The 22,558-nt window shown below is 69.1% G+C and carries 21 protein-coding genes; 15 read left to right on the plus strand and 6 right to left on the minus strand.

Features of this window, described 5'->3' with window-relative positions:
• Positions 1-410: 410 nt before the first annotated feature.
• The 7 genes from FS845_RS05015 to FS845_RS05045 all read left to right on the plus strand — a co-directional run bounded on the left by FS845_RS05015 (position 411) and on the right by FS845_RS05045 (position 9,529).
• Complete coding sequence (locus FS845_RS05015; protein ID WP_144630991.1) at positions 411-1,355, plus strand: DMT family transporter; 945 nt, start codon at positions 411-413, stop codon at positions 1,353-1,355.
• Positions 1,356-1,357: 2 nt separating this feature from the next.
• Entirely contained in the window at positions 1,358-2,260 is a 903-nt protein-coding gene (locus FS845_RS05020; RefSeq protein WP_144630992.1) for a LysR family transcriptional regulator, read from the plus strand.
• Between the two features lie 301 nt (positions 2,261-2,561).
• Positions 2,562-3,569 carry a sodium:calcium antiporter gene (locus FS845_RS05025; protein ID WP_144630993.1) on the plus strand — a complete coding sequence of 336 codons (1,008 nt, stop codon included), beginning with the start codon at positions 2,562-2,564 and terminating at the stop codon, positions 3,567-3,569.
• Positions 3,570-3,961: 392 nt separating this feature from the next.
• Positions 3,962-4,339 (plus strand): hypothetical protein, encoded by a 378-nt coding sequence (locus FS845_RS05030; RefSeq protein ID WP_144630994.1) that lies wholly within the window; start codon positions 3,962-3,964, stop codon positions 4,337-4,339.
• A 374-nt stretch (positions 4,340-4,713) separates the two neighbouring features.
• Entirely contained in the window at positions 4,714-7,458 is a 2,745-nt protein-coding gene (gene mgtA / locus FS845_RS05035) for a magnesium-translocating P-type ATPase (RefSeq protein ID WP_144630995.1), read from the plus strand.
• Positions 7,455-8,582, plus strand: coding sequence for a porin (locus FS845_RS05040; protein ID WP_144630996.1), 1,128 nt, complete (start codon positions 7,455-7,457; stop codon positions 8,580-8,582). Before mgtA ends, FS845_RS05040 begins: the two co-directional genes overlap by 4 nt.
• 80 nt (positions 8,583-8,662) lie before the next feature.
• Positions 8,663-9,529: a cytochrome c oxidase assembly protein gene (locus FS845_RS05045; protein ID WP_144630997.1), complete on the plus strand. Its 867-nt coding sequence runs from the start codon at positions 8,663-8,665 to the stop codon at positions 9,527-9,529.
• Positions 9,530-9,533: 4 nt separating this feature from the next.
• Here the strand turns inward: FS845_RS05045 and galU are convergent, their stop codons facing one another.
• Entirely contained in the window at positions 9,534-10,373 is an 840-nt protein-coding gene (galU, locus tag FS845_RS05050) for a UTP--glucose-1-phosphate uridylyltransferase GalU (RefSeq protein ID WP_144630998.1), read from the minus strand.
• A 66-nt stretch (positions 10,374-10,439) separates the two neighbouring features.
• Between galU and FS845_RS05055 the strand changes: the two genes are divergently transcribed.
• Positions 10,440-11,954: a M48 family metalloprotease gene (locus tag FS845_RS05055; protein ID WP_409929253.1), complete on the plus strand. Its 1,515-nt coding sequence runs from the start codon at positions 10,440-10,442 to the stop codon at positions 11,952-11,954.
• A gap of 156 nt (positions 11,955-12,110) precedes the next feature.
• On the opposite strand, the gene FS845_RS05060 is transcribed toward FS845_RS05055, so the two are convergent.
• The 3 genes from FS845_RS05060 to FS845_RS05070 are packed head-to-tail and all read right to left on the minus strand — an operon-like array spanning position 12,111 to position 13,911.
• Positions 12,111-13,211 carry a YheT family hydrolase gene (locus FS845_RS05060; protein ID WP_144630999.1) on the minus strand — a complete coding sequence of 367 codons (1,101 nt, stop codon included), beginning with the start codon at positions 13,209-13,211 and terminating at the stop codon, positions 12,111-12,113.
• Between the two features lie 21 nt (positions 13,212-13,232).
• A complete protein-coding gene (locus FS845_RS05065; RefSeq protein WP_144631000.1) occupies positions 13,233-13,655 on the minus strand; it encodes a YybH family protein in 423 nt (140 codons plus the stop codon).
• A 40-nt stretch (positions 13,656-13,695) separates the two neighbouring features.
• A complete protein-coding gene (locus FS845_RS05070; RefSeq protein ID WP_144631001.1) occupies positions 13,696-13,911 on the minus strand; it encodes a zinc-finger domain-containing protein in 216 nt (71 codons plus the stop codon).
• A gap of 218 nt (positions 13,912-14,129) precedes the next feature.
• On the opposite strand from FS845_RS05070, the gene FS845_RS05075 reads away from it, so the two are divergent.
• The 3 genes from FS845_RS05075 (at position 14,130) to FS845_RS05085 (ending at position 16,791) form a co-directional block, all read left to right on the plus strand.
• On the plus strand, positions 14,130-14,813 hold the full coding sequence (locus tag FS845_RS05075) for an AzlC family ABC transporter permease (protein ID WP_144631329.1): 684 nt from the start codon (positions 14,130-14,132) through the stop codon (positions 14,811-14,813).
• Complete coding sequence (locus tag FS845_RS05080; RefSeq protein ID WP_144631002.1) at positions 14,810-15,139, plus strand: AzlD domain-containing protein; 330 nt, start codon at positions 14,810-14,812, stop codon at positions 15,137-15,139. Before FS845_RS05075 ends, FS845_RS05080 begins: the two co-directional genes overlap by 4 nt.
• 164 nt (positions 15,140-15,303) lie before the next feature.
• The gene (locus FS845_RS05085) at positions 15,304-16,791 is read left to right on the plus strand and encodes a DEAD/DEAH box helicase (RefSeq protein ID WP_144631003.1); all 1,488 of its coding nucleotides are present in this window, start codon (positions 15,304-15,306) and stop codon (positions 16,789-16,791) included.
• A gap of 252 nt (positions 16,792-17,043) precedes the next feature.
• Here FS845_RS05085 and FS845_RS05090 read toward each other — a convergent pair whose 3' ends face one another.
• Positions 17,044-17,433, minus strand: coding sequence for a thioredoxin family protein (locus tag FS845_RS05090; protein WP_144631004.1), 390 nt, complete (start codon positions 17,431-17,433; stop codon positions 17,044-17,046).
• 61 nt (positions 17,434-17,494) lie between these two features.
• On the opposite strand from FS845_RS05090, the gene FS845_RS05095 reads away from it, so the two are divergent.
• From FS845_RS05095 to FS845_RS05110, 4 genes are all read left to right on the plus strand, one after another.
• Positions 17,495-18,307, plus strand: coding sequence for an EI24 domain-containing protein (locus FS845_RS05095; protein ID WP_260986154.1), 813 nt, complete (start codon positions 17,495-17,497; stop codon positions 18,305-18,307).
• A gap of 18 nt (positions 18,308-18,325) precedes the next feature.
• The gene (locus FS845_RS05100) at positions 18,326-19,138 is read left to right on the plus strand and encodes a competence/damage-inducible protein A (protein WP_144631006.1); all 813 of its coding nucleotides are present in this window, start codon (positions 18,326-18,328) and stop codon (positions 19,136-19,138) included.
• A 108-nt stretch (positions 19,139-19,246) separates the two neighbouring features.
• A complete protein-coding gene (locus FS845_RS05105; protein WP_260986155.1) occupies positions 19,247-20,134 on the plus strand; it encodes an IclR family transcriptional regulator in 888 nt (295 codons plus the stop codon).
• Complete coding sequence (locus FS845_RS05110; protein WP_144631007.1) at positions 20,127-21,203, plus strand: AbrB family transcriptional regulator; 1,077 nt, start codon at positions 20,127-20,129, stop codon at positions 21,201-21,203. The genes FS845_RS05105 and FS845_RS05110 overlap by 8 nt, the downstream gene beginning before the upstream one ends.
• A 219-nt stretch (positions 21,204-21,422) precedes the next feature.
• Here the strand turns inward: FS845_RS05110 and FS845_RS05115 are convergent, their stop codons facing one another.
• A complete protein-coding gene (locus FS845_RS05115) occupies positions 21,423-22,400 on the minus strand; it encodes a tripartite tricarboxylate transporter substrate-binding protein (RefSeq protein ID WP_144631008.1) in 978 nt (325 codons plus the stop codon).
• Between the last annotated feature and the right edge of the window lie 158 nt (positions 22,401-22,558).

Raw genomic sequence — 22,558 nt, forward strand, 5'->3', positions numbered from 1 at the left:
CGGCGACTGTACCGCGAGCGCGGCGGATCGGGCGTGGCAATTCCGTCCCTGGCAGCGGCCAGGACCGCCGGCAGGCCGCCATCCCCCGTCGCCGATCCGCGGAAGGCCGCCAGCGGATTCACCGGGTACCTCCGTGCTGCGCACTCCGGTATTCGCCCTTGGGGCGGCCCGGCGGATTCACCGGGGTACCTCCGTGCTGCGCACTCCGGTGTTCGCCCTTGGGGCGGCCCGGCGGGCTCAGGCGGAAACGGCCATGCTCCAGGCCTGAACGGCCTTGATCGGGCCATCGGACGCCATAGCATCGCGGCAACGGGCATCCGCCTGCATTTCGGGACATCGACCATGAGCCATCCAGACGGATGCAATCACCGCGACCGGGCGGCTTCCCGGCTGGCCGGAGGAGGGCGCGGATGAGCACGGCCGACTGGCTCCGCCTGGCCCTGCTCGGCGCGGTATGGGGCGCCTCGTTCACTTTCATGAGAGTGCTGGCGCCGGTATTGGGCCCGGTGGCGACCGCGGACCTGCGCGTGGCCATCGGCGGCGGCGCGCTGTCGCTGTATTTCGCGCTCATCGGCTTTCGGCCGGCATGGCGCGCGCAGGGCCGGCACTACGTCGTGATAGGCGTGTTCAATATCGGCCTGCCGTTCCTGCTGTTCTCCTATGCCGCGCAATACCTGCCGGCGTCGTATTCCGCGGTCGTCAATGCGACCACGCCCTTGTTCGGCACCGTGTTCGCCGCAGTGTGGCTGGGGCAGCCCTGCACGCGCGCCAGGACGATCGGGCTGGCGCTGGGCATCGCGGGCGTGGCCGTCATCACGGGCGCCAGCCGGCCGGCCATGGCGGACGCGCGGTTCTTCTACGCCATGCTTGCGTGCCTGCTGGCGGCCGCGTCCTACGCCGGCGCGGGCGTGTATATCAAGCGGTATGCCTCGCACGTGCACCCCCTGGGCGCGGCGGGCTGCGCACAGTTGCTGGCCGCGGCCATGCTGTCGCCGCTCTGGCTGCTCGCGCCGGTCCGGGGGGCGCTGGACGGCGGCGTCGTGCTGAACCTGCTGGGATTGGGCCTGTTGGGCAGCGCCCTGGGCTTCGTGCTGTATTTCCGACTGCTGAGCGACGTCGGTCCGGCAAGGGCCATGATGGTGGCGTTCCTCACGCCGTTGTTCGGCATCGCCTGGGGTATCCTTTTCTTGGATGAAGTCCTGACCTCGGCCATCGTGATCGGCGGCGGCATGATCGTCATGGCCGTGGCGCTGATCCTGAAGGCCCCCGCGCCCGCCCTCGGGCCCGGGCGCGAGTCCCCATCCGCCGCCGGGCGCCGCGCCGCGGCCGACATCGAACAGGGAATCAACCGTTAGCCGTGGAACTCCGTCACCTGCGCTGCTTTCTTGCCGTCGCGCAAGAGCTCCATTTCTCGCGGGCCGCCGAGCGGCTGAACATCGACCAGTCGCCGCTGTCGCGCACCATCAAGGAGCTCGAGAAGGAGCTGGGCGAGGACCTGTTCGTCAGGAATACGCGCAGCACCCAGTTGACGCCCGCGGGCCGGATCTTCCTGGAGCACGTGCCGCGGGTCTTCGCCGCGCTGGAGCAGGGCAGGGACGCCGTCCGGTCGTGGCGGCAGGGCCATCGTGGACAGCTGCGCGTGGCCCAGGCCGACTTCGGCACGTCGACGCGCTTTCCGCTTCTGCTCAACCGATGCCACGAGGCGTATCCCGGCCTGGACATCCGCCTGTTCGAGGTGTCCGAGGCGCAGCTCGTGTCCGGCCTGCACGAAGGGATCTACGACGCCGGGTTCACGCATACGCCCAGTTCGGACCGGTCGTTGATGGCCGAGCCCGTCCTGAGCGAGCCGCTGGTGGCCGTGCTGCCCCTATCCCATCCCCTGGTCGAATACGAAGCCATCCCGCTGGACCGGCTCAAGAGCTATCCGCTGGTGGTGGGCGATCCCGACTGGTGCGCGGGATTCTCCAGGCAGGTGGAGCAGGTGCTGACGCGTACGCCGCACCGGCCGTTCGTGGCAGGCAAGGTCGCGACGGCCGAATTCATGCTGGCCCAGGTGTCCGCGGGCAGGTGCGTGGGCGTGGTCGCCGCGTCGCACGTCCAGGGCAACCGGAAATACGCCGTGGCGGCTCGCCCGCTGGACACCCCCGCGCCGACGCTGCACACGTACATCCTCCGCCGCGATGCCATGCCGGGCCCCGAGCTGTCCTATTTCATCGAGCAGGCCAAACGGATCGCATCGGGGGCGTCCCTGGCCGGCTGAGTGGGCAGGCGCGGCGCCGGTCCGCTGTCGCGCGGTCCCCACACCCGCCCGAATCCGGGCGCCGGCAAGATCGGTGCTGCTACAATCCGCGCACCCCATCGGGGAGTAGCCATTTCGCAGCCCTTGCGAAAGCCCGCGTCAACAAACTTGGTGGTCCTGCACCCCATGGCGCCGGCAGCTGTCGGGCACCGCATCGCGCGGGTTGCCGGCCAGCCAGGCGAGACCTTTGGCCACGTCGCGTTCACCCCAGCCGGGCGAGCCGCGCGTTGCGCCATTGTTCCCGCTCGTCCGGCTGCGCGTCATGTTGCTCACCCTGTTCCTGTTCTTCCTGTCCGCGGCCATCATCTATCTGGCCTGCGAATACTTCGTCAACGGCGTCGAGTGGGTCGGCCATCGCATGGCGCTGGGCGCCACCGCCACCGGTACCGTGCTGGCCGCCTTCGGCACCGCCTTGCCCGAAAGCGCGGTGACCTTCATGGCCGTGGTCTTCGGCAGCACCCCCGAGCAGAAGGACATCGGCGTCGGCGCCGCCATGGGCGGCCCGCTGGTGCTCGCCACGGTGGCGTATGCGGTGGTGGGCCTGGCGCTGTGGCGCAACCGGCGCGACGCCCACGTCGGCGTGTCCATCCCCATCAAGGCGGACCAGCGCCGGCTGGCCCGCGACCAGAGCTGGTTCATGGGCATCTTCGTCTTCAAGGTGGCGCTGGGCCTGCTGGCCTTCGCCTGGAAGCCGTGGCTGGGCATCCTGTTCCTGGCGGTGTATGGGCTGTACGTGAAGCGAGAGCTGTCGCACGAGGACGAGGGCATCGAAGAGGACGACCTGGAGCCGCTGAAGCTGCGCCCGCGCGACCCGAATCCCTCGATGTTCTGGGCCTGTACGCAGACCGCGCTGGCGCTGGTGGTCATCGCCGCCGCGTCGCGCGTGTTCGTGCAGCAGATCGAGGTCCTGGGCGTGGAGATGGGCGTCTCGGCTCACCTTGCGGCGCTGCTGCTGGCCCCGGTGGCCACCGAACTGCCCGAGATCCTGAACGCGCTGATCTGGGTGCGGCAGGGCAAGGAGCGCCTGGCGCTGGCCAACATCTCGGGCGCGATGATGATCCAGGCGACGATTCCCAGCGCCCTCGGCATTTTCCTGACGCCCTGGCTGCTGGACGGGCCCCTGCGCGCCGCCGGCCTGTTCACGCTGGCCTCGATCGCGCTGCTGTGGCTGCGCCTGCGGCGCGGCACGATGACCGTGCCCGCGCTGGCCTCGGTCGGCGGGCTGTACGTGCTGTTCGCGGGGTACCTGGCCTGGCATTTCCAGGGCTGACTCGCTTGCCCGGGTTCTGTGGCGAACGTGCTACGCGTCTTGTTTATCAGGGCAAACCCGAGTAAGATCGAAAAGTCATCATTCCAGGGGTTCTTTCCGTGAATACCGATTCCGGCGACAGTAGTAGTCGATCTTGCATCGACGTCGCTGCCTGACAGGTCCCACGCAGAATCCTTCTGCCGCGTCCTGCCAGAGCAGGATGCGGACATCACCGGTTGGCGGGCGCCACGCCCGCGGCCGGTAAATTCCCCCGCTACTCATACCGCCTGAACCGTTGCGTCGTCGCAGCGCCGTGCGCCTTCTTGCGTTCTTTTCAGACGCAGGCCGTGCGCCATGGGTCTGCGCGCGCGCGTTCGCGCAAGGATGCCCCTCCCAGCAGCAAGGAGGTCAGCATGCGTTTCTTTGACTTGTTCCTGCGCCGTGCCGGCGTCGAACGTAACGAGGCGGGCAGCCGCCGTCGTGGTACGTCGCGTCTCACGGTGGTGTGCCCCAGCGATTCGCTCGACTCGCTGCGCAAGCAGATCTGCCTGGATTTCTCGGCCGCCGGTCTCAGCGTGTCGCAGTTCCAGGTCGATGCCGCCGCCGCGCAAGCCGGCATGGCCCAGGCCTGCATCACGGTCGACTGTCCGCCCGAATTGCGCGCCGAACTGATGTCCCAGGCCAAGCGCCTGAGCGCCAATCCGGCCGTGCGCCACGTGCATTTCGGTGCGGGCGCCGCTGCGGGCGCCGCGGGCGCGTCTGCCCGTGCCGCCGCGTCGGCCGCCGCGTAAGCCGCGCGGCTTCATCACACACGCATCGACAGGGAGGCCGCCATGCCAGGCATAGATTCCGAGCCTCGATTGCGCCGGCCGTGCGCGGCCCGACGCCTGCCCTGATCCGCGTCCACGCATTGCCGGCGGATCGGGGCCCGCGCGTCCCGCCGTACGGAATGTGCAGCGCCCGCCGCTGACGGTGCCCGGCCTCCGGTCACCCCAACCCCGCCGCCACACGCTCCCTCACGCCCGGCGCATCGCCGTTCCCAGAACGCCGGTCGCTTCGTGATTCCGCACGTTCCTGCTTGCCCCGCCTTGGCCGCGGGCGGCGGGCCCGTGCGTGTCCCCCGAACCGGACCAACTCCACCACCAAGAATAATTGGAGTGTTCCGATGCTGCACTTTCTCGAATCCCTGTTCTCATCGGCGGCACGGGTCCGCCATGTCGGGCGGCACTTCCGCCGCACGCCCATCCTCGAACCGCTGGGCCCCGGCTCCGATCCCGCCGCCACGGCCGACGCCGTGCGCCGCGCGGGCAGCACGCTGCAGGAGGACGCCTTCGTTCCGCTGGACCTGCTGTACGCCCGGCTCGAATCCACTGCGCACGGACTGCCGGTCGAGCGCGCGGGATTGCTGCGCCTGGCGCTCGGCCCGAATGAAGTCGGAAAAGAGCGCCCGCTGGCCTGGCACACGCACCTGTGGCGGGCCTACCGCAATCCGTTCAACCTGCTGCTGACGCTGCTGGCGGCCGTGTCGTGGGTCACGGACGTGAGGCTGGCCGCTCCCGATGACCGCGACTGGTCCTCGGTGATCGTCATCGGCGGCATGGTGATGGTGGCGACCCTGCTGCGCTATGTGCAGGAGCGCCGCTCGCACGCCGCCGCCGACGCGTTGCGCGCCATGGTGCAGAACACGGCGACCGTGCTGCGTCCGGGCGCGGGCCGCAAGGTCGAGGTGCCGCTGCGCGAACTGGTGCCCGGCGACGTAGTGGCCCTGTCGGCCGGCGACATGGTGCCGGCCGACTGCCGGGTGGTGGCGGCCAAGGACCTGTTCGTGGCGCAGGCCGCGCTGACGGGCGAGGCGCTGCCGGTGGAAAAATTCATGCATGCACAGCGCGGCCGTGGCAACCCGCTCGAGCTGGAGAACATCGTCTTCATGGGCACCAACGTGGTCAGCGGGGCCGGCCTGGCGTTGGTGTTGGGCACGGGCTCGCGCACCTGCTTCGGTCAGCTGGCCGGCAGTGTGTCAGCCCTGTCGCGTGCACCCACGCAGTTCCAGCAGGGCATCAACCGCGTCAGCGGGGTGCTGATCCGCTTCATGCTGGTGATGGTGCCGGTGGTGTTCCTGATCAGTGGCGCAGCCCGCCACGACTGGCTGCAGGCGTTGCTGTTCGCGCTGGCGGTGGCCGTGGGCCTGACGCCTGAAATGCTGCCGATGATCGTCACGTCCACGCTGGCCAAGGGCGCGCTGGCCATGTCCCGCCGCAGGGTCGTGGTCAAGCGGCTGGATGCCATCCAGGACCTCGGCGCCATGACCGTGCTGTGCACCGACAAGACCGGCACGCTGACGCAGGACCGCATCGTGCTCGAGCGCCACGTCGACGTGGCGGGCGTGGCCAGCGACGAGGTGCTGGGCTACGCCTACCTCAACAGCCATTATCAGACCGGATTGAGGAATCTGCTGGATGTGGCGGTCTTGGAGCACACCGGGCTGGCCCGCAGCCTGGACCCGGCGTCCAACTACGTGAAGGTCGACGAGATTCCCTTCGACTTCGCGCGCCGCCGCATGTCGGTGGTGGTGAGTCCGCGCGGCGCGTCCGCAGGCGGCCACGTCCTGATCTGCAAGGGCGCGCTGGAAGAGATGCTGGCCGCCTGCGACCAGGTGCGCGGTGCGGATGGCGACCAGCCGCTGGACGCCGCCCGCAAGGAACGGATCCGGCAGGAGACCGGCGAGATGAACGCTCAGGGCCTGCGCGTCATCGCCGTGGCGGTTCGCCGGCTGTCCGCGGATCATGGCCCGTATGCCGTCGCCGACGAGGCCGGCCTGACGCTGATCGGCTACATCGCGTTCCTGGATCCGCCCAAGGCGTCGACGGCGCCCGCGCTGCGTGCGCTGCGGGACGCGGGGGTGAGCATCAAGGTGCTGACGGGCGACATGGATCGCGTCGCGCGCAAGGTGTGCCACGACGTGGGGTTGGCGGTCGACCACGCCTACGTCGGCGCGGACCTGGATGCGATGGACGACGCCGCCCTGGGCGTGGCCGTGCGGCGCGGCACGCTCTTCGCGCGCTTGACGCCGGCGCACAAAGCGCGCATCGTGCGCGCGCTGCGCGAGCAGGGCGCCACGGTGGGATTCATGGGCGACGGCATCAACGACGCGCCCGCCTTGCGCGCCGCGGACGTGGGTATTTCCGTGGATACAGCCGTGGACATCTCGAAGGAGGCGGCCGACATCATCCTGCTGGAAAAGAGCCTGATGGTGCTGCATGAAGGCGTGCTGGAAGGGCGCCGGATCTTCAGCAACATGCTCAAGTACCTGAAGATGACGGCCAGCTCGAACTTCGGCAACGTATTCTCGGTATTGATCGCCAGCGCCTTCCTGCCTTTCCTGCCGATGTTGCCGGCGCAATTGCTGATCCAGAACCTGATGTACGACTTCTCGCAGATCGCCATTCCGTTCGACCGCGCCGATCCCGAATCGCTGCGCCGGCCGCAGCAATGGGATCCCGCGGGCCTGGGCCGCTTCATGGTGTGCTTCGGTCCGATCAGTTCGATATTCGACGTGGCGACTTTCGCCGTGATGGGTCTCGTCTTCCATGCCGGCACGCCGGCCGGGCAGTCGCTGTTCCAGTCCGGCTGGTTCGTCGAGGGCTTGCTGTCGCAGACGCTGGTGGTGCACCTGATCCGCACGCGGCGCGTGCCGTTCCTGCAGAGCCGCGCCAGCACGCCCTTGATGGTTTCCACCGGGCTGGTAATGGCGCTGGGCGTGGCGTTGCCGATGTCGCCGCTGGCGCCCGCATTCGGCATGCAGGCGCTGCCCCCGGGATATTTTCCCTGGCTGCTGCTGATCCTGTTGGGATATGCGTGCCTGGTGCAGGCGGTCAAGGGCGCGTGGGTGCGCCGCTACGGTTGGCAATGACGTCCTCACGGTGTCGCTTCACGTCCCGCGTGGCGCTCGGCGCCGCGTCCGTCCTGCTTGGGGCGGGAGCGGCTCGCGCCGCCGATCCGGGCCTGAGCCTGTATGGCGTGGTCGATGCGGGCTTGTCCACCACGCGCGCCAGCGGGGCGGCTGCGTCGCTGCGGCCCCTGTCTGGCGGCCTGACCGACAGCCTGTGGGGCCTGTCCGGCAGCGAGGCGCTGGCCGATGGCTGGCGCGCCGAGTTCGGCCTGGAGATCGGGTTCGATGCCGCGACCGGCCGCGCCGAAGAAACGGGCCGCCTGTTCGACTACGGGGCCTGGACCGGGCTGTCGCATGCCCGCGTGGGGTCGCTGCGGCTGGGCCGTCAGCAGACCATCGCGATGGAATACGCCAGCGCCCTCGAGGTGGCCTCGTGGCGCGACATGGGGCTGGGGGCGTTGTTCAAGGCGGCCGACAACTACCGCCGCGATCGCCTGCTGAACCTGCATACGCCCGCGGTGGGCGGATGGCAGGCCGGCGTGGGCTACGCCTTCGACACGCGCCGCACGGACGGGGCCGCCGCGGACGCGTCGTCGCCGGGCCGCCGCGGCCATGCACTGAGCGCTGGCCTGAAGTACGAGACCGACGCCTGGCTGGCCGTGCTGACCTGGGATCGCCTGGATGGCGCGGGCCCGGCCGCCCGCGCGCTGGACGGACACGCGCCCACGGCCTGGCAGGCGGGGCTGTCCTACAAGCAGGAGGGCCTGCGCCTGTCGATGGCTTGGTCGCGCCAGCGCAATGGCTACGTCGGCCAGAACGCCGGCGGGCTGGACGGGCTGGGCCCCGCGCCTTTCCTGCGCGGCGGCGCGGTCGACACCTGGCTGCTGGGCGCGGAGCTCGGCGTGGGCCGCTCGGGGGCCTTGTTGCTGCAGTGGTCCCTGGCAACCCCCGACTGGCGCTGGGCGGACGGCGGCCGGGCGGGCGCGACGCACCTGTACACGCTGGGCTACCGGTTCGACCTGTCGCCGCGCACCAGTCTGTATGCCTATGCCGGCCGCCTGTCGGGCGGCACCCTGGACGAGCCCATCGCGCAGGACGCCGGGCGCACCGCGCGGCTGGGGCTGGGCATCGCGCAGCGGTTCTAGGTGCGGGCGGCGCGAGGCTACAATCGGACGACACCCGCGCGATGCCTGCGCGCCTTTCGTCCGTCCTGGATCCCCTGCTCATGGATCTGCTCGGCTGGCTCGTTCCCTGGGAATTCTCGCCCACCCTGATCGCCGCCTTCGTGGTGGCCATCGGGCTGTTCGTGCGTGGCCGGCGCGTGCATCGCGTCACCGCGGCGCGGCAGGTGTTCTTCTGGTCCGGCCTGGTGCTGCTGTACCTGTCGATGCACACCCGGCTGGACTATTACGCCGAACGCATGTTCTTCATCCATCGCGCCCAGCACCTGGTGTTGCATCACCTGGGACCGCTGCTGGTCATGGCCGCGTTTCCGGGCTCCGTGATGCGGGCAGGCCTGCCCATGGGCTGGCGCTTGCGGCTGCGCGACTTCCTGCGCACTGGAACGGGGCGCGCGCTGCGCGCCGTGCTGACGCACCGCATCCTCGTGCCGGCGCTGTTCGTGTTCCTGGTGCTGGTGTGGCTGATACCGTCGGTGCAGTTCTACAGCATGCTCGACTGGCGGTTGTACCGCCTGATGAATTGGTCCGTGGTGATCAGCGGATTCATGTACTGGAACCTGATCCTGGACCGCCGTCCCAGTCCGCCCGCCGCCATGAGTCCGGGCGGGCGCGTGCTGTCGCCGGTGCTGACGATGGCGCCGCAGATGGTGGCGGGCGCCGTCATCGCGTTCACCGAGACCGACATCTATCCCTTGTTCGAACTGTGCGGCCGTGCCGTGGCGATGACGGCCCAGATGGACCAGACCATCGGCGGCCTGACGATGTGGATCCCAGCGGCGCTGGTCGAGGTGATCGGCCTGCTGGTGGCGCTGGGCACGCTGATGCGCCTGTCCGGCCGGGGCCGGTTGCGCCGCGCCGACAGGCAGGCGCGGCGCGGGCGGGCGCCGCAGGCGCAGCGCCCGGCAACCTGAGGACTTACTCGGGGATCAGGCCGTGGTACTTGCGGCCGTAGGCCACAGTGGCCTGGAACATGCCGGCCTTGTTGCCGCAGTCGTAGCGGGTGCCTTCGTAGCGGTAGGCGTACACGGGGCGGTCGCGCATCAGCGCGGCGATGCCGTCGGTCAGCTGGATCTCGTTGCCGGCGCCCGACTTGGTGTTGCGCAGGTATTCGAAGATCTCGGCTTCGAGCACGTAGCGGCCCACCACGGCCAGGTTCGAGGGCGCGTCCTCGGGCTTGGGCTTCTCGACCATGTGGGTGACACGCTCGGTGCGCTCGTCCACTTTCTGGCTGGCGACGATGCCGTACTTGTTCGTCTCTTCGTGGGGCACTTCCTGCACGCCCAGCACGCTGGCGCTGCGCGACATCGCGGCGTCCACCAGCTGGCCGATAACGGGCCGGTCGGCATCGATCAGGTCGTCGGCCAGCAGCACGGCGAACGGCTCGTTGCCCACGGCCGGCGCGGCCGTCAGCACGGCGTGGCCCAGGCCCAGCGGGTGGCGCTGGCGGATGTAGATGCAGTTCACGTGCGCGGGCAGCACCTCGCGCACGATGGTCAGCAGTTCCTGCTTGTTCTTGCCTTCCAGGTCGGCTTCCAGTTCGGGGTTGGAGTCGAAGTGGTCCTCGATGGCGCGCTTGTTGCGTCCCGTGACGAAGATGAGGTCAGTGATTCCGGCCGCCACGGCTTCTTCCACCGCATATTGGATCAGCGGCTTGTCCACGACAGGCAGCATTTCCTTCGGCATGGCCTTGGTGGCGGGCAGGAAGCGCGTACCCATCCCGGCGACGGGGAAAACGGCTTTGCGGATTCGTTGCATCGAGGTTCCAGAAAGAGAAGAATTATTTGTTGGAGAACTTACGGAAGGGATGGCTATCATAGTGCCATGCAGAGTCGCAACATGACATATCTCTCGGTATTTCTGCGCCGCACCATGGCCATCGGGCTCTGTGCAGCAATTATCGTGCCCGTGGCCCCTGCCGGGGCGCAGCCGGTAGGGCTGCCGTCCATGGGCGCGGCCTCGGCCGACGACCTTTCGCCCGCCATCGAGCGGCAGCTGGGCGAGGCCATCATGGCGCAGGGCCGGCGCGATCCCACCTATATCAACGACAGCGAGATCAGCCAGTACCTGACCACGATGGCGCGCAAGCTGGCGATGAACGCCCCCGGTGGCGCGCCCGACGTCGAGGTCTTCCCGGTCCGCGATCCCGAGATCAACGCCTTCGCCATGCCCGGCGGATTCATCGGCGTCAATTCCGGCCTGGTCGTGTCCTCGGACAGCGAGTCGGAACTGGCGGCGGTGCTGGCCCACGAAATCGGCCACGTGGTGCAGCGCCACATCGCGCGCGGCATGACCCAGCAGAACCAGAACAGCACCGTCATGCTGGCCAGCCTGGCCGGTGCGTTGCTGGCCGCGCTGGCCGGCGGCGGGGGCAACCTGGCGATGGGCGTGGCCGCCTTCGGCCAGGCGGCCGCCATCAACCGCCAACTGGGCTTCTCGCGCGACGCCGAACGCGAGGCGGACCGCACGGGCCTGCAGATGCTGTCCAAGGCGGGCTACGATCCGGCCGGCATGTCGCGCATGTTCGGGCGCCTGATGAACGCCGCCCGCCTGAACGAAGGCATGGGGGGCGGCTCGTGGGCCAGCACCCACCCGCTGTCCATCGACCGCATGTCCGACGTGCAGAACCGCATCCGCGACCTGTCCGCGGTGCGCTACGTCGACAGCGACGACTATTGGTTCATCCGCGCCAAGATGCGGGTGGTGCAGGGACGCGACGCCGTCAGCCTGCGCACGGCCCAGCAGCAGCTGCAGGACGAATCGCGCGCGCTGTCGGGCGTGCGCCGCTCGGCCGCGTTCTATGGCCTGGCGCTCTATCACCTGCAGCGCAACGAAACCAAGCAGGCCACCACCTTCTGGGAAATGGCCCACGAGAGCGGGCAGGCCTCGCCGCAACTGGCCAAGCTGGGCATCGACATCGCCCTGGCGCGCAAGGACGGCGGCGCCGCCCTGCGCCAGGCCCAGGACGCAGTCAAGCGCTGGCCCGACAGGCGGGCGTTGGGCATCGCCTATGCGACCGTGCTGCAGGACGCCGGCCGCAACGACGAGGCCCAGGACTACCTGCGCGACCGCATCAAGCAGTGGGGCGGCGACGAGCCGGGCCTGTACCAGTTGCTGGCGCAAAGCGAGGACAGCAACGGCCGCACGGTGGCCGCCCGGCGCAACATGGCGCGTTTCTACGTGCAGACCGGCGCCTATGCGGCAGCCGAGTCGCAGCTGCAACAGGCGCTCAGCATCTCGCGCGATTTCTACGAGCAGTCGCAGATCGACGTGCAGATCAAGGAAGTCCGGCAGAAACTGGCCGACGAGCGCGAGCTGCTGCAGCGGTTCAAGTCATAAGTGGGCGGGGGCGCGGCCCCCGGGTGTCCTCGGAGAAAGCCGTCCCGATGTGCCGGATGCCGTCCGGATGCTGCTGCGGCCGGCACCGGGTATTCCCGGCGGGAACCTTTGCGGCCGGAACCGCATATGTCCAGCCGCAACCGTCCCGGGCCTTTCCTACAGCCCCGTTTCGAAGAACCGCCCCAGGCGCTGCGGCAGCCAGTTCAGATGGCCGGGAAAAGCGCCCGTGGGAAAGCCCGCGTGGCCGCCTTGCGCCGGCTGGTGCAGCAGCACGCTGGCCGAGCAGTCGGCCGGGCCGGGCAGGGCGGTCTCGGGCAGGAAGGGGTCGTTGCGCGCATTCAGCACCAGCGTGGGCACCTTGATGTGCGCCAGCCAAGGTTTGCTCGATGCGCGCGTCCAGTAATCCAGCGCGTTGCGGAAACCGTGCATGGGCGCGGTGTACGCATCGTCGAAGTCGCGCAGGTCGCGCGCGTGGGCGATGCGCATCACGTCGATGGCGCCCGGAAAGCGCTTGGCCTTCTCGAGCACCTTGCGTTTCATGGTCTTCAGGAAATAGCGCGTGTAAAGCTGGCGGGCGATGAAGCCATGGCACAGGGCGCGGCCGCCGGCCGCCAGGTCCAGCGGCACCGACACGGCGGCCGCGGCCGCCAGCCAGGGCAGGGCATCGCCCTGTTCGCCGATGAACTTCAGCATGGCGTTGCCGCCCAGCGAGACGCCCACGGCGTGCCAGCGGGCGTGCGGCACGCGGCTGCGCACCGTGTCCAGCATGAAGCCGACCTCGGCCGAGTCGCCTGAATAATAGGCGCGTGCAAGGCGGTTGGGCGAACCCGAGCAGCCGCGGAAGTGCGCGATGGTCACGATCCAGCCGCGCGCCCGGAAATGGTGCGCGATGGACTGGGCGTAGCGGCTGGCGCTGCCGCCTTCAAGGCCATGGAACAGGATCAGCGCGGGCGTGTCGGCCACCTGGGGCAGCGAGGCCCAGTCGGCCGGTGCGATCCAGCGCGCGGCCGCGACTTTGCCGGCCGCTATCGGCGGCTGGCCGCTGATGGGGCTGCCGTCGGCCGCCTTGTGCGGAAACAGCCCGGGCCCGGTCCAGTCGAAGTCGAGGAAATCGCCGTCGGGCGTGTCCACGCGGTCGCGCACGAATGCGATGCGGTGATACTGCGCGAGCAGCGCGGCATACACCGTCTGGCTATGCCGGTCGGGCAGCCAGGGCGGAACGGGGCAGGGCGTGGTGTCGAGTCGGGACGCAGCCAACGAAGCCATCCGGGGCTGGGCCTAGTGCAGCCGGTCGGGGATGTCGTGCAGGTCGAGCACCCCGGCCTCGGCCGGCGCGGCGGAGGCATGGTGCATGACCATGCGCCACCCCGTGGGGCCTTTGTGATAGATGTTGGTCGCGTAGCAGGTGGCGTATTGCGTGCCTTCCCGCGTGATGGCCGACACCTGTTCGACCAGCACGTGCACCGCGCACATCATGCTCTGCATGACCAGCGGACGCAGCGGGCGCAGATGCAGCGGGCCGTTGGACAGGATCTGCTGCCACGACTCGTGGACCGCCATGTGGCCCACCACGCGCAGGCCGCCGGGATGGATGCAGACGATTTCCTCGTCGTCGGCCCAGACCTGCATCAAGCGGTCGAGGTCGCCTTGTTCCAGGGCGTCGTAGAAGGCGTGTTCTGCTTCGTCGGGTGTGGCGAACATGGCAAGTCGTCGGCGAGCGGCGGGCGTACGCGCAGCGGGATTAGTGGTGGCCGTGCAGGACGGTGCCGGGCTTCAGGCGGTATTCGGCGCCACAGTAGGCGCAGCGGGCCGACCCCGTGTTGGTCACGTCGAGGAACACGCGGGGATGCATGCTCCACAGGGGAGCCTTGGGACCAGGACAGTAGACGGGCAGGTCGTCGGCACCGACTTCGATGACTTCCTGGGCGGGAGCGGCAGCCGAGGCAGCAGCGGTCATGGGGGAATTCCTGAAAAAAGCCGGGATACGGCGGGCAATCATCGCGCGTATTGTATCAAGCGTCGAGGTTACAATAATGATCCATTTTTGCCGTCCGAGTTCCATGCCGTCCCGCCATAACCGCCAGGGGCTCGTCCTTGGCCCCTGATTCCAACGATCTCGCAGCATCCGACGCCGAAGAGACACGGCGCGAACGCAAGGCGGCCTTCCGGGCCGGCGTGCACGCGGTGACGCCCGCGCTGGTGGCCACGTCCACCTGGGGGCTGGTCACCGGCGTGGCCATGGTCAAGTCGGGACTGACGGAATCCATGGCGCTGGCCATGACCCTGCTGATGTACGCGGGCTCGGCCCAGCTGACCTCGCTGCCGCTGATCGCGGCCGGCGCGCCGCTGTGGCTCATCTTCGCGGCGGGTTTCGTGGTCAACCTGCGCTTCATCATCTTCGGCGCGGCACTCCATCCCTACTTCCGCCACCTCAGCTGGCCGCGCCGGCTGGCCATGGGCTATTTCACCACCGACATGGGTTTCGTGCTGTTCATGTCGCGCTTCGGCGACGCCTCGCAGCGCGGCACGCGCGAACAGTCATGGTTCTTCGTGGGCGCCATCACGCCGGGCTGGATCACCTGGCAGGTGGCGTCCATCGTGGGCATCGTGCTGGCCTCCCAGGTGCCCCTGTCCTGGTCGCTGGACTTCGCGGCGGTGCTGGCGCTGCTGGCCATCACGGTGCCGCTGGCCAGTTCCCGGCCGGTGCTGGTGTCCATGCTGGCCGCGGGCATCACCGCGTGGATCGGCCAGACGCTGCCCCTGCGCCTGGGCCTGGCCGCCGCGGTGGTGGTCGGCATCGTCGCCGGCATCGCGGCCGAACGCTACCTGAAGCCGCCGCACCGCGCGGAATCCCAATGAGCGCCTTCGAGATCTACGTCTATTCCGCCATCCTGCTGCTGACCGTGTGCAGCGTGCTCACGCGCGCGGGCTTCATGCTGTTCGGCGACTACCTGCCGCTGCCCGACGGCGTGCGGCGCGCGCTGCGCTATGCGCCGGCCGCCGCGCTCACGGCCATCCTGGTGCCGGACATGCTGCCGTGGCGTACCGGCATCGGCCCCGTCTTCGACTACAAGCTCGTGGCCGGCATCGTCGGCATCCTGGTCTTTTTGCGCACCCGCAACGCCGTGCTGGTCATCGTTTCAGGCATGTGCACGCTGTGGGCGCTGCGCTGGCTGGCCGGGTAACCGCGGCCAGCCGCGCGCACGGCGCGGCGCGGGGTTCGTTCCGCCGTTACCGCGGCGGGCTGGGATCGACGCCGCACGGCTGCTAAAATAAGTTATCCACAGCAATCCGGGACGCGTTGTATTTCCGTTTTGTTCTTTCACCGCCCCGGCTTCTGCCACACTTGATGACGCAACCTACTTCTACCGCAGCGCCCGCCGCAGACGCCCCTTCGCGCACTTTCGCCGATTTCGCGCTGCACCCGCTCCTGCTCCAGTCCATCGTCGAAACCGGCTACACCACGCCTACGCCCATCCAGGCGCAGGCCATCCCGGTCGTGGTGGAGGGGCGCGACGTCATGGGCGCCGCCCAGACGGGCACCGGCAAGACCGCCGCGTTCACGGTGCCCATCCTGCATCGCCTGATGCCGCTGGCCAATCCCAGCGCCTCGCCCGCGCGCCATCCGGTGCGCGCGCTGATCCTTACGCCCACGCGAGAGCTGGCCGACCAGGTCTACGAAAGCGTCAAGCGCTACAGCAAGCGCACGCCGCTGCGTTCGGCCGTGGTCTTCGGCGGCGTCGACATCCGTCCGCAGAAGGAAGAGCTGCGCCAGGGCTGCGAAGTGCTGGTCGCCACGCCCGGCCGCCTGCTGGACCACGTCGAGCAGAAGAACGTGAACCTGGGCCAGGTCGGCATCCTGGTGCTGGACGAAGCCGACCGCATGCTGGACATGGGCTTTTTGCCCGACCTGGACCGCATCATCCGGTTGCTGCCGGCTCAGCGCCAGGGCCTGCTGTTCTCGGCCACCTTCAGCAACGAGATCCGCAAGCTGGGCCGCACGTTCCTGAACCAGCCGGTCGAGATCGAGGTTGCCGCGCGCAACGCCACGGCCGACACGGTCACGCAGATCGCCTACAAGATGTCCGGCGAAGCCAAGCGCGCCGCCGTCGTGCACCTGGTCAAGTCGCGCGGCCTGAAGCAGGTCATCGTGTTCTCCAACACCAAGATCGGCACCGCGCGCCTGGCGCGCCAGCTCGAGCGCGACGGCGTCAAGGCCGAGTCCATCCACGGCGACAAGACGCAGGCCGACCGCATGAAGGCGCTGGAAGCCTTCAAGGCAGGCGACCTGGAAGTGCTGGTGGCCACCGACGTCGCCGCGCGCGGCCTGGACGTGGCGGGCGTGCCTTGCGTCATCAACTACGACCTGCCGCACAACTCCGAAGACTACGTGCACCGCATCGGCCGTACCGGTCGCGCGGGCGCCAGCGGTGAAGCCATCGCGCTGTTCACGCCCGAGGAAGAGCGCTATCTGCAGGACATCGAGAAGCTGATCAAGCGCGAAGTGCCGCGCGGCACGCTCGACCTGCCCAGTGAACTGCTGGCCCGCAGCCACGGCCGCGGCGGCGAAGAGCGCCCCGAGCGCGAACGTGGCGAACGCGGCAGCCGTGGCGAGCGGGGCGACCGCAGTCCCGGCCGCGACGCCGTCGGCCGTGATCGCGGTGCCCGCGGCGAGCACCGCTCGCGCGACCGCCGTCCCGTGGACGACTTCTTCCTGAAGCCCTACGAGCCTTCCGCGCCGGCCCCCGCCGAAACGGACGCGCCCAAGGAAGAAAGCCGCTCGACCACGCCCAAGCGTCAGCTGGCGGTGCTGTTGGGCGGCCACCGCAAGAACTGAGCGGTGCTGCCTTGCGCAGCGCGATTGTCGGCCTGAGTCGGCCTGAAATGGAAAAGCCCTTCGTTGAAGGGCTTTTTTGCGATTGGAGCCCTCGCTCGCGGTAGCGAAACGCCGCGCATCTGACCCTCGAAAATCGGGGCTCGTCCGACATCCGGAAGGCAGGGCGATGCGTAGGGCGTTCCCTGGCGGCGGACACGCTACGACGGTGGCGCCTGTCGCCGGGTCGGCTGCCGGCCGCCGACGACGCTAGAGCTAGACCGTCGCGCCCGCCAGCAGCGCCTTCACGTCGGGCAGGTCCGTGGCGATGGCCGGGCTGTCGTGGCCCAGATTGTCCAGCAGCCGTTCCAGGTGGCCGATGTGCGGCAGCATGGGGCCGAAGAACAGCACGCGGTCGCCCGCCTGCACCAGCAGGGTGGGGAAGTTCTCGACGTCGACGTCGCCCAGCAGCTCGGGCTGGTCCTCGATGTCGATCCAGGCGTAGGCGTGGCGCGGCCGATCGACGGCCAGCGCCTCGAGCTTGGGGCGGTACTGGTTGCAGGTATCGCACCAGGCGGCGCAGAAACAGGCGACCAGCCAGGTGTCTGGGCTGGCCAGGGCGGCGCGCAGGGCGGCGTCGTCGGTTCCGGGTACGAGCAGGGGCATGTGGGCAAATGGCGGCGTGTTTGACTATGATACCCGGCATGCCGACTCCCCGCCCCGCACCATGACCGATCCCCGTTCCGACATCACTTCCGGCACGGCCGTCGCCGGGGCCGCCAGCGTAGCGCGCGCCTTCCGCCGCGCCGCCGTGTCGCAATGCCACCCGAACATGCTGTTCGCGGTGCTCATGCCCTTCGTCATCGCGCTGCTGGGCGCCATCCTGCTGCTGTGGCTGTTCTGGGCGCCGCTGACCGACTGGCTGCGCGTCGAGGCCGCGCAATGGGAGGTCGTCAACCAGGTCGACGCCTGGCTGGTGGGCATCGGGCTGTTCTCGCTCAAGCTGTACCTGATTCCCGTGATCGCCGCGGCCGTGCTGCTGCCGGTGTCGGGCATCCTGGGGCTGACCATCGCCGCCATCTTCGTCATGCCGCTGGTGCTGCGCCACGTGGGCCAGCGCGAGTATGCGGGGGTGAAGGTGCAGGGCCGCAATGCCACTGCCGTGGGCGTCTGGAACGCCCTGTCGGTCAGCGTGATCTTCGCGGTGGGCTGGGTGCTGACCTTGCCGCTGTGGCTGGTGCCGCCCATGGCGCTGGTGCTGTCCATCTTCTGGTGGGCCTACGCGTTCTCGCACATGATGCGCGTGGACGCCATCGCCGAGCACGCCAGCCCCGAAGAGCGCCGCCTGCTGCTCAAGCGCCACAACCGGTCGTTCTGGATCATCGGGCTGATCTGCTCGCTGATCAACCTGCTGCCGCCGGCCTGGGTCATCCTGCCGGTGTATTCCAGCCTGGTCTACGCCCATTTCGGGCTGGACGCGCTGGCTCGCCTGCGCGGCGAGCGCGTCATCGAAGTCCGGGCCACCGTCCGTCCAGAATAATCAACGGAAATCGCATCCATGTCCGCTCAATCCGCCCGCCGCATCGGCCTGATCATCGTCGGCGACGAAATCCTGTCCGGCCGCCGCCAGGACAAGCATTTTTCCAAGGTCATCGAACTGCTGGGCGCCCGCGGGCTGCAACTGGCATGGGCCGAGTTCCTGGGCGACGACCGCGAGGCACTGACCCGCGCGCTGCGCCGCACCTTCGCTTCGGGCGACGTGGTGCTGTCGTGCGGCGGCATCGGCGGCACGCCGGACGACCATACCCGCCAGGCCGCTGCGGCCGCGCTCGATCTGCCGCTGGCCCTGCATCCCGAGGCCGCCGAGGCCATCGCGCTGCGCACCGCCGAGACGGCCAGGGAGAAGGGCCTGCCGCCGCCCGACATGGAGGCGCCGGAAAACCGCCAGCGCCTGCAGATGGGCATGTTCCCGCAGGGCTGCGAAGTGGTGCCCAATCCGTACAACCGCATTCCCGGCTTCTACATCCGGGACCACACTTTCGTGCCGGGCTTTCCGGTCATGGCGTGGCCCATGCTGGAGTGGACGCTGGACACGCGCTATCGCGACCTGCACCACGCGGTCGTGCTGGCCGAGCATTCCTTCCTGGCCTACCAGATGCCCGAGTCGCGCATCACGCCCTCGATGGAGGCCATCGAGCAGCGCTGGCCCGGCGTGCGCGCGTTCAGCCTGCCCTACATGGGCGACAAGGGCGGTCCGCCGCATCTGGAACTGGGCGTGAAGGGCGAACCGGAGCCCGCCGCCGAAGCCCTGGCTTTCTTCCAGGCCGAGGTGCAGCGCCTGGGCGGCAGCCTGACGGCCCCCGCGCAGTGAAAAAGCGGTTGCCAAAACGCAGCCATAATTTCACAATACGATAAGTCAAAATTTGCTGCGCTGCCGCATCGCCGTCGCGGTGCTCCCGCGCAGTCCTGGACACCCTTCATGTCCCGCCTGTTCTCCGAGTCCGCGCATGCCGAGGAACCGGACGCCAAACCTGGCGTCCGGCAGGCGCCCGTGGCCATCCAGGTCATCGACCGGGCCATGCGGCTGCTGGACGCCCTGGCGGCCCAGCCCGAGCCCGTCACGCTGAAAGAGCTCTCGGCCACCACCGGCCTGCACGCGTCCACCGCCCACCGCATCCTGAACGACCTGGTCGTGGGCCGCTACGTCGAACGCGTCGACAACGGCCTGTACCAGCTGGGCATGCGCCTGCTGGAGCTCGGTTCCCTGGTCAAGGGACGCCTGAACGTGCGGGAGGCCGCGCTGTCGGTCATGCGCAACCTGCATCGCCAAACGGGGCAGACCATCAACCTGTCGGTGCAGCAGGGTGACGAGATCGTCTACATCGACCGGGCCTGGAGCGAACGCTCGGGCATGCAGGTGGTGCGCGCCATCGGCGGCCGGGCGCCGCTGCATCTCACGTCCACCGGCAAGCTGTTCCTGTCAACCGCCGACGCGCGCGGCGTGCGCGCGTATGCGCTGCGCACCGGGCTGGCCGGCCACACGCGCAACAGCCTGACCGAGATCGACCGTCTCGAACGCGAGCTGGCGCAGGTGCGCCGCCACGGCTACGCGCGCGACAACGAAGAACTCGAGCTGGGCGTGCGCTGCATCGCCGCGGGCATCTACGACGACACCGGCAAGCTGGTGGCCGGCCTGTCGATCTCGGCGCCCGCCGAGCGCCTGCAGGACGAATGGATACGCCTGCTGGTCGACGCGGCGGCGGGCATCTCCGAGGCGCTGGGCTTCGAGCCCGCCTCCCATGCCGACGAGACGGGCTTGTCGGCGGTGCTTGCCGCGGGGGCATCCGCCGCCAACCGGCATGCCTGAGCCCCTGTTGGCCCGCCATGGCCGGCCCATGCAGTGGGCCGCGCTGTTCGGCATTTCGCTGCCTTTCATCCTGGTCTTCGAGGCCATTGGCCTGCCGGCGGCGGTGCTGCTGGGCGCCATCGGCGGGGCCATCGTGGCTGCCGTCAACGGCGTCAAGGTGCAGACCCCGCGCTGGTCCTTCATCGCGTCGCAGGGCCTGATCGGCTGTCTCATCGCGCGCAGCATGCAGCCCGACATCCTGACCGCGCTGCTGGCCGACTGGGCCATTTGCCTGGCCGCCGTGGTGTGCGTCATCCTGGCCAGCGGCGCGCTGGGCTGGACGCTGGCGCGGCGCGGCGTGCTGCCCGGAAGCACCGCGGTGTGGGGCCTGTCGCCCGGCGCCGCCAACGCCATGGTGCTGATGGCCGAGTCCTACGACGCCGACGTGCGCCTGGTGGCGTTCATGCAGTATCTGCGCGTGGTGCTGGTGGTGCTGGTCGCCGCGGCCGTGTCGCGCATCTGGGGGCTGCCCACCGGCGCGCATGCCGCGCCCGTCGACTGGTTTCCCGCAATGCAGGCTGGGCCGTTCGCGGCCACGCTGGCGGTGGCGATCGGCGGCGCCTGGCTGGCCCGCATGCTGCGCCTGCCCGCGGGCTCGCTGCTGCTGCCCATGTTCGTGGGCGTGGCGCTGCAGAACACCGGCCATCTGGACATCACCCTGCCGCCCTGGCTGATGGTGCTGTGCTACGCGGCCATCGGCTGGAACATCGGCCTGCGGTTCGACCGCGCGGTGCTGGTGCATGCCTTGCGCGCGCTGCCGCGCGTGCTGCTGTCGGTGCTGGCGCTGATGGCCCTGTGCGGCCTGCTGGCCGTGCTGCTGACCGAATTCGGCGGCGTCGATCCGCTGACTGCCTACCTGGCCACCAGCCCCGGCGGGGCGGACTCGGTGGCCATCATCGCGGCGTCCAGCCCGGTCGACCTGCCGTTCGTCATGGCCCTGCAGACGGCGCGCTTCGTCATGGTGATGCTGCTGGGGCCGTGGCTGGCCAAGTGGGTGGCGCATCACGCCCGGGGCGGCGCGCTGCGCTGACGCGGCATTGTCCTGGGCGGACGCTGCGTGGCAGCGTGTCCTGGCCGGCTACTGCGCGCGCGCCGTTGGCGAGGCCCCGAATCCGCGTCCACCGGCCCACGCCGGACGAAAAAATCCCCGCGCGGCCAGGCCGGCGGGGACGAGCGTTACGACTATCGTTGTTATCCGGTGCCGGGAGGCGCGGCCATGCCGGCTCCCGGTCTTGTGTGCCCGCGGGCCTTATTGCTTCTCGAGGCCGACCTTCTTGAACAGCTCGGCCCACTGGGGCACCTGCTGCTTCACCTTGGCCTGCAGGGCCTCGGGGTTGGCTTCCTTGGTCAGCACGGTGGCGCCCAGCTGCTGCATGCGCTCCTGGAACTTCGGATCGGCCAGGCCGGCCTGCAGCGACTTCACCAGCTTGTCGACCACGGGCTTGGGCGTGTTCTTCGGAACCCACATGCCGTGCCAGATACCGACCTGGAAGCCCTTGTAGCCGGACTCGTCCATGGTGGGCAGGTCCTTCAGCGTGGGCACGCGCTCCAGGCTGGTGACCGCGTAGGCCTTGACCGACTTGGCCTGGATCTGCTGGGTGGTGTTGGTGGTCTGGTCGCACATCAGGTCGACCTGCTTGCCCAGCAGGTCGTTCATGGCGGGGGCCGTGCCCTTGTACGGAACCGTCAGCAGGTTCACGCCCAGCGCGTCGGACAGCATGGTGCCGCACAGGTGGCTGGCGGCGCCGATGCCGGCGTTGGCCAGCGATACCTTGTCGGCGTTCTTCTTGACGTAGTCGGCCAGTTCCTTGATGTTGTTGGGCGCGAAGTCGGAGCGGGCGATGACGGTCATCGGCACGTCGACCACCAGGCCGATGGGCTCGAAGCCCTCGAACGGGTCGTAGCCGGGATTCTTGTACAGCGACGGGGCGGTCGAGAAGCCGATGTGCATCAGCAGGATCTGGTAGCCGTCCGGCTTGGCGCGCGCCACCTGGGTGGTGCCGATGGTGCCGCCGGCGCCGCCCTTGTTCTCCACCACGATGGTCTGGCCCAGCGTGGGGCGCATGGCTTCGGCGAGGGAACGGGCCACGTTGTCGGTGGGACCGCCCGCCGCGAACGGCACGACCATGTTCACGACGTGATCGGGATACTCGGCATGGACGGCGCCTGCGGCGAACAGGGCACCGACGGCCAGCGCGGCCGACAGCTTGCGGGTATAGCGGGTCATGAAGTCTCCAGGGGGTAAGCTGAAATTGTGGGTTCTGCGTGGTCGGCCTGCGCCGCCACAGATAGTGCAATCAGCGTGTCGCAAGTCTAGAAAACAATCGACACATCGTCACCCCGGTATTTCCCCCATTTTGTGCCGAAGGGCTACATCCTGGTGCA

The organism is Bordetella genomosp. 13, assembly GCF_007679965.1.
In the GTDB taxonomy this organism is placed as follows: Bacteria; Pseudomonadota; Gammaproteobacteria; order Burkholderiales; family Burkholderiaceae_B; genus Bordetella.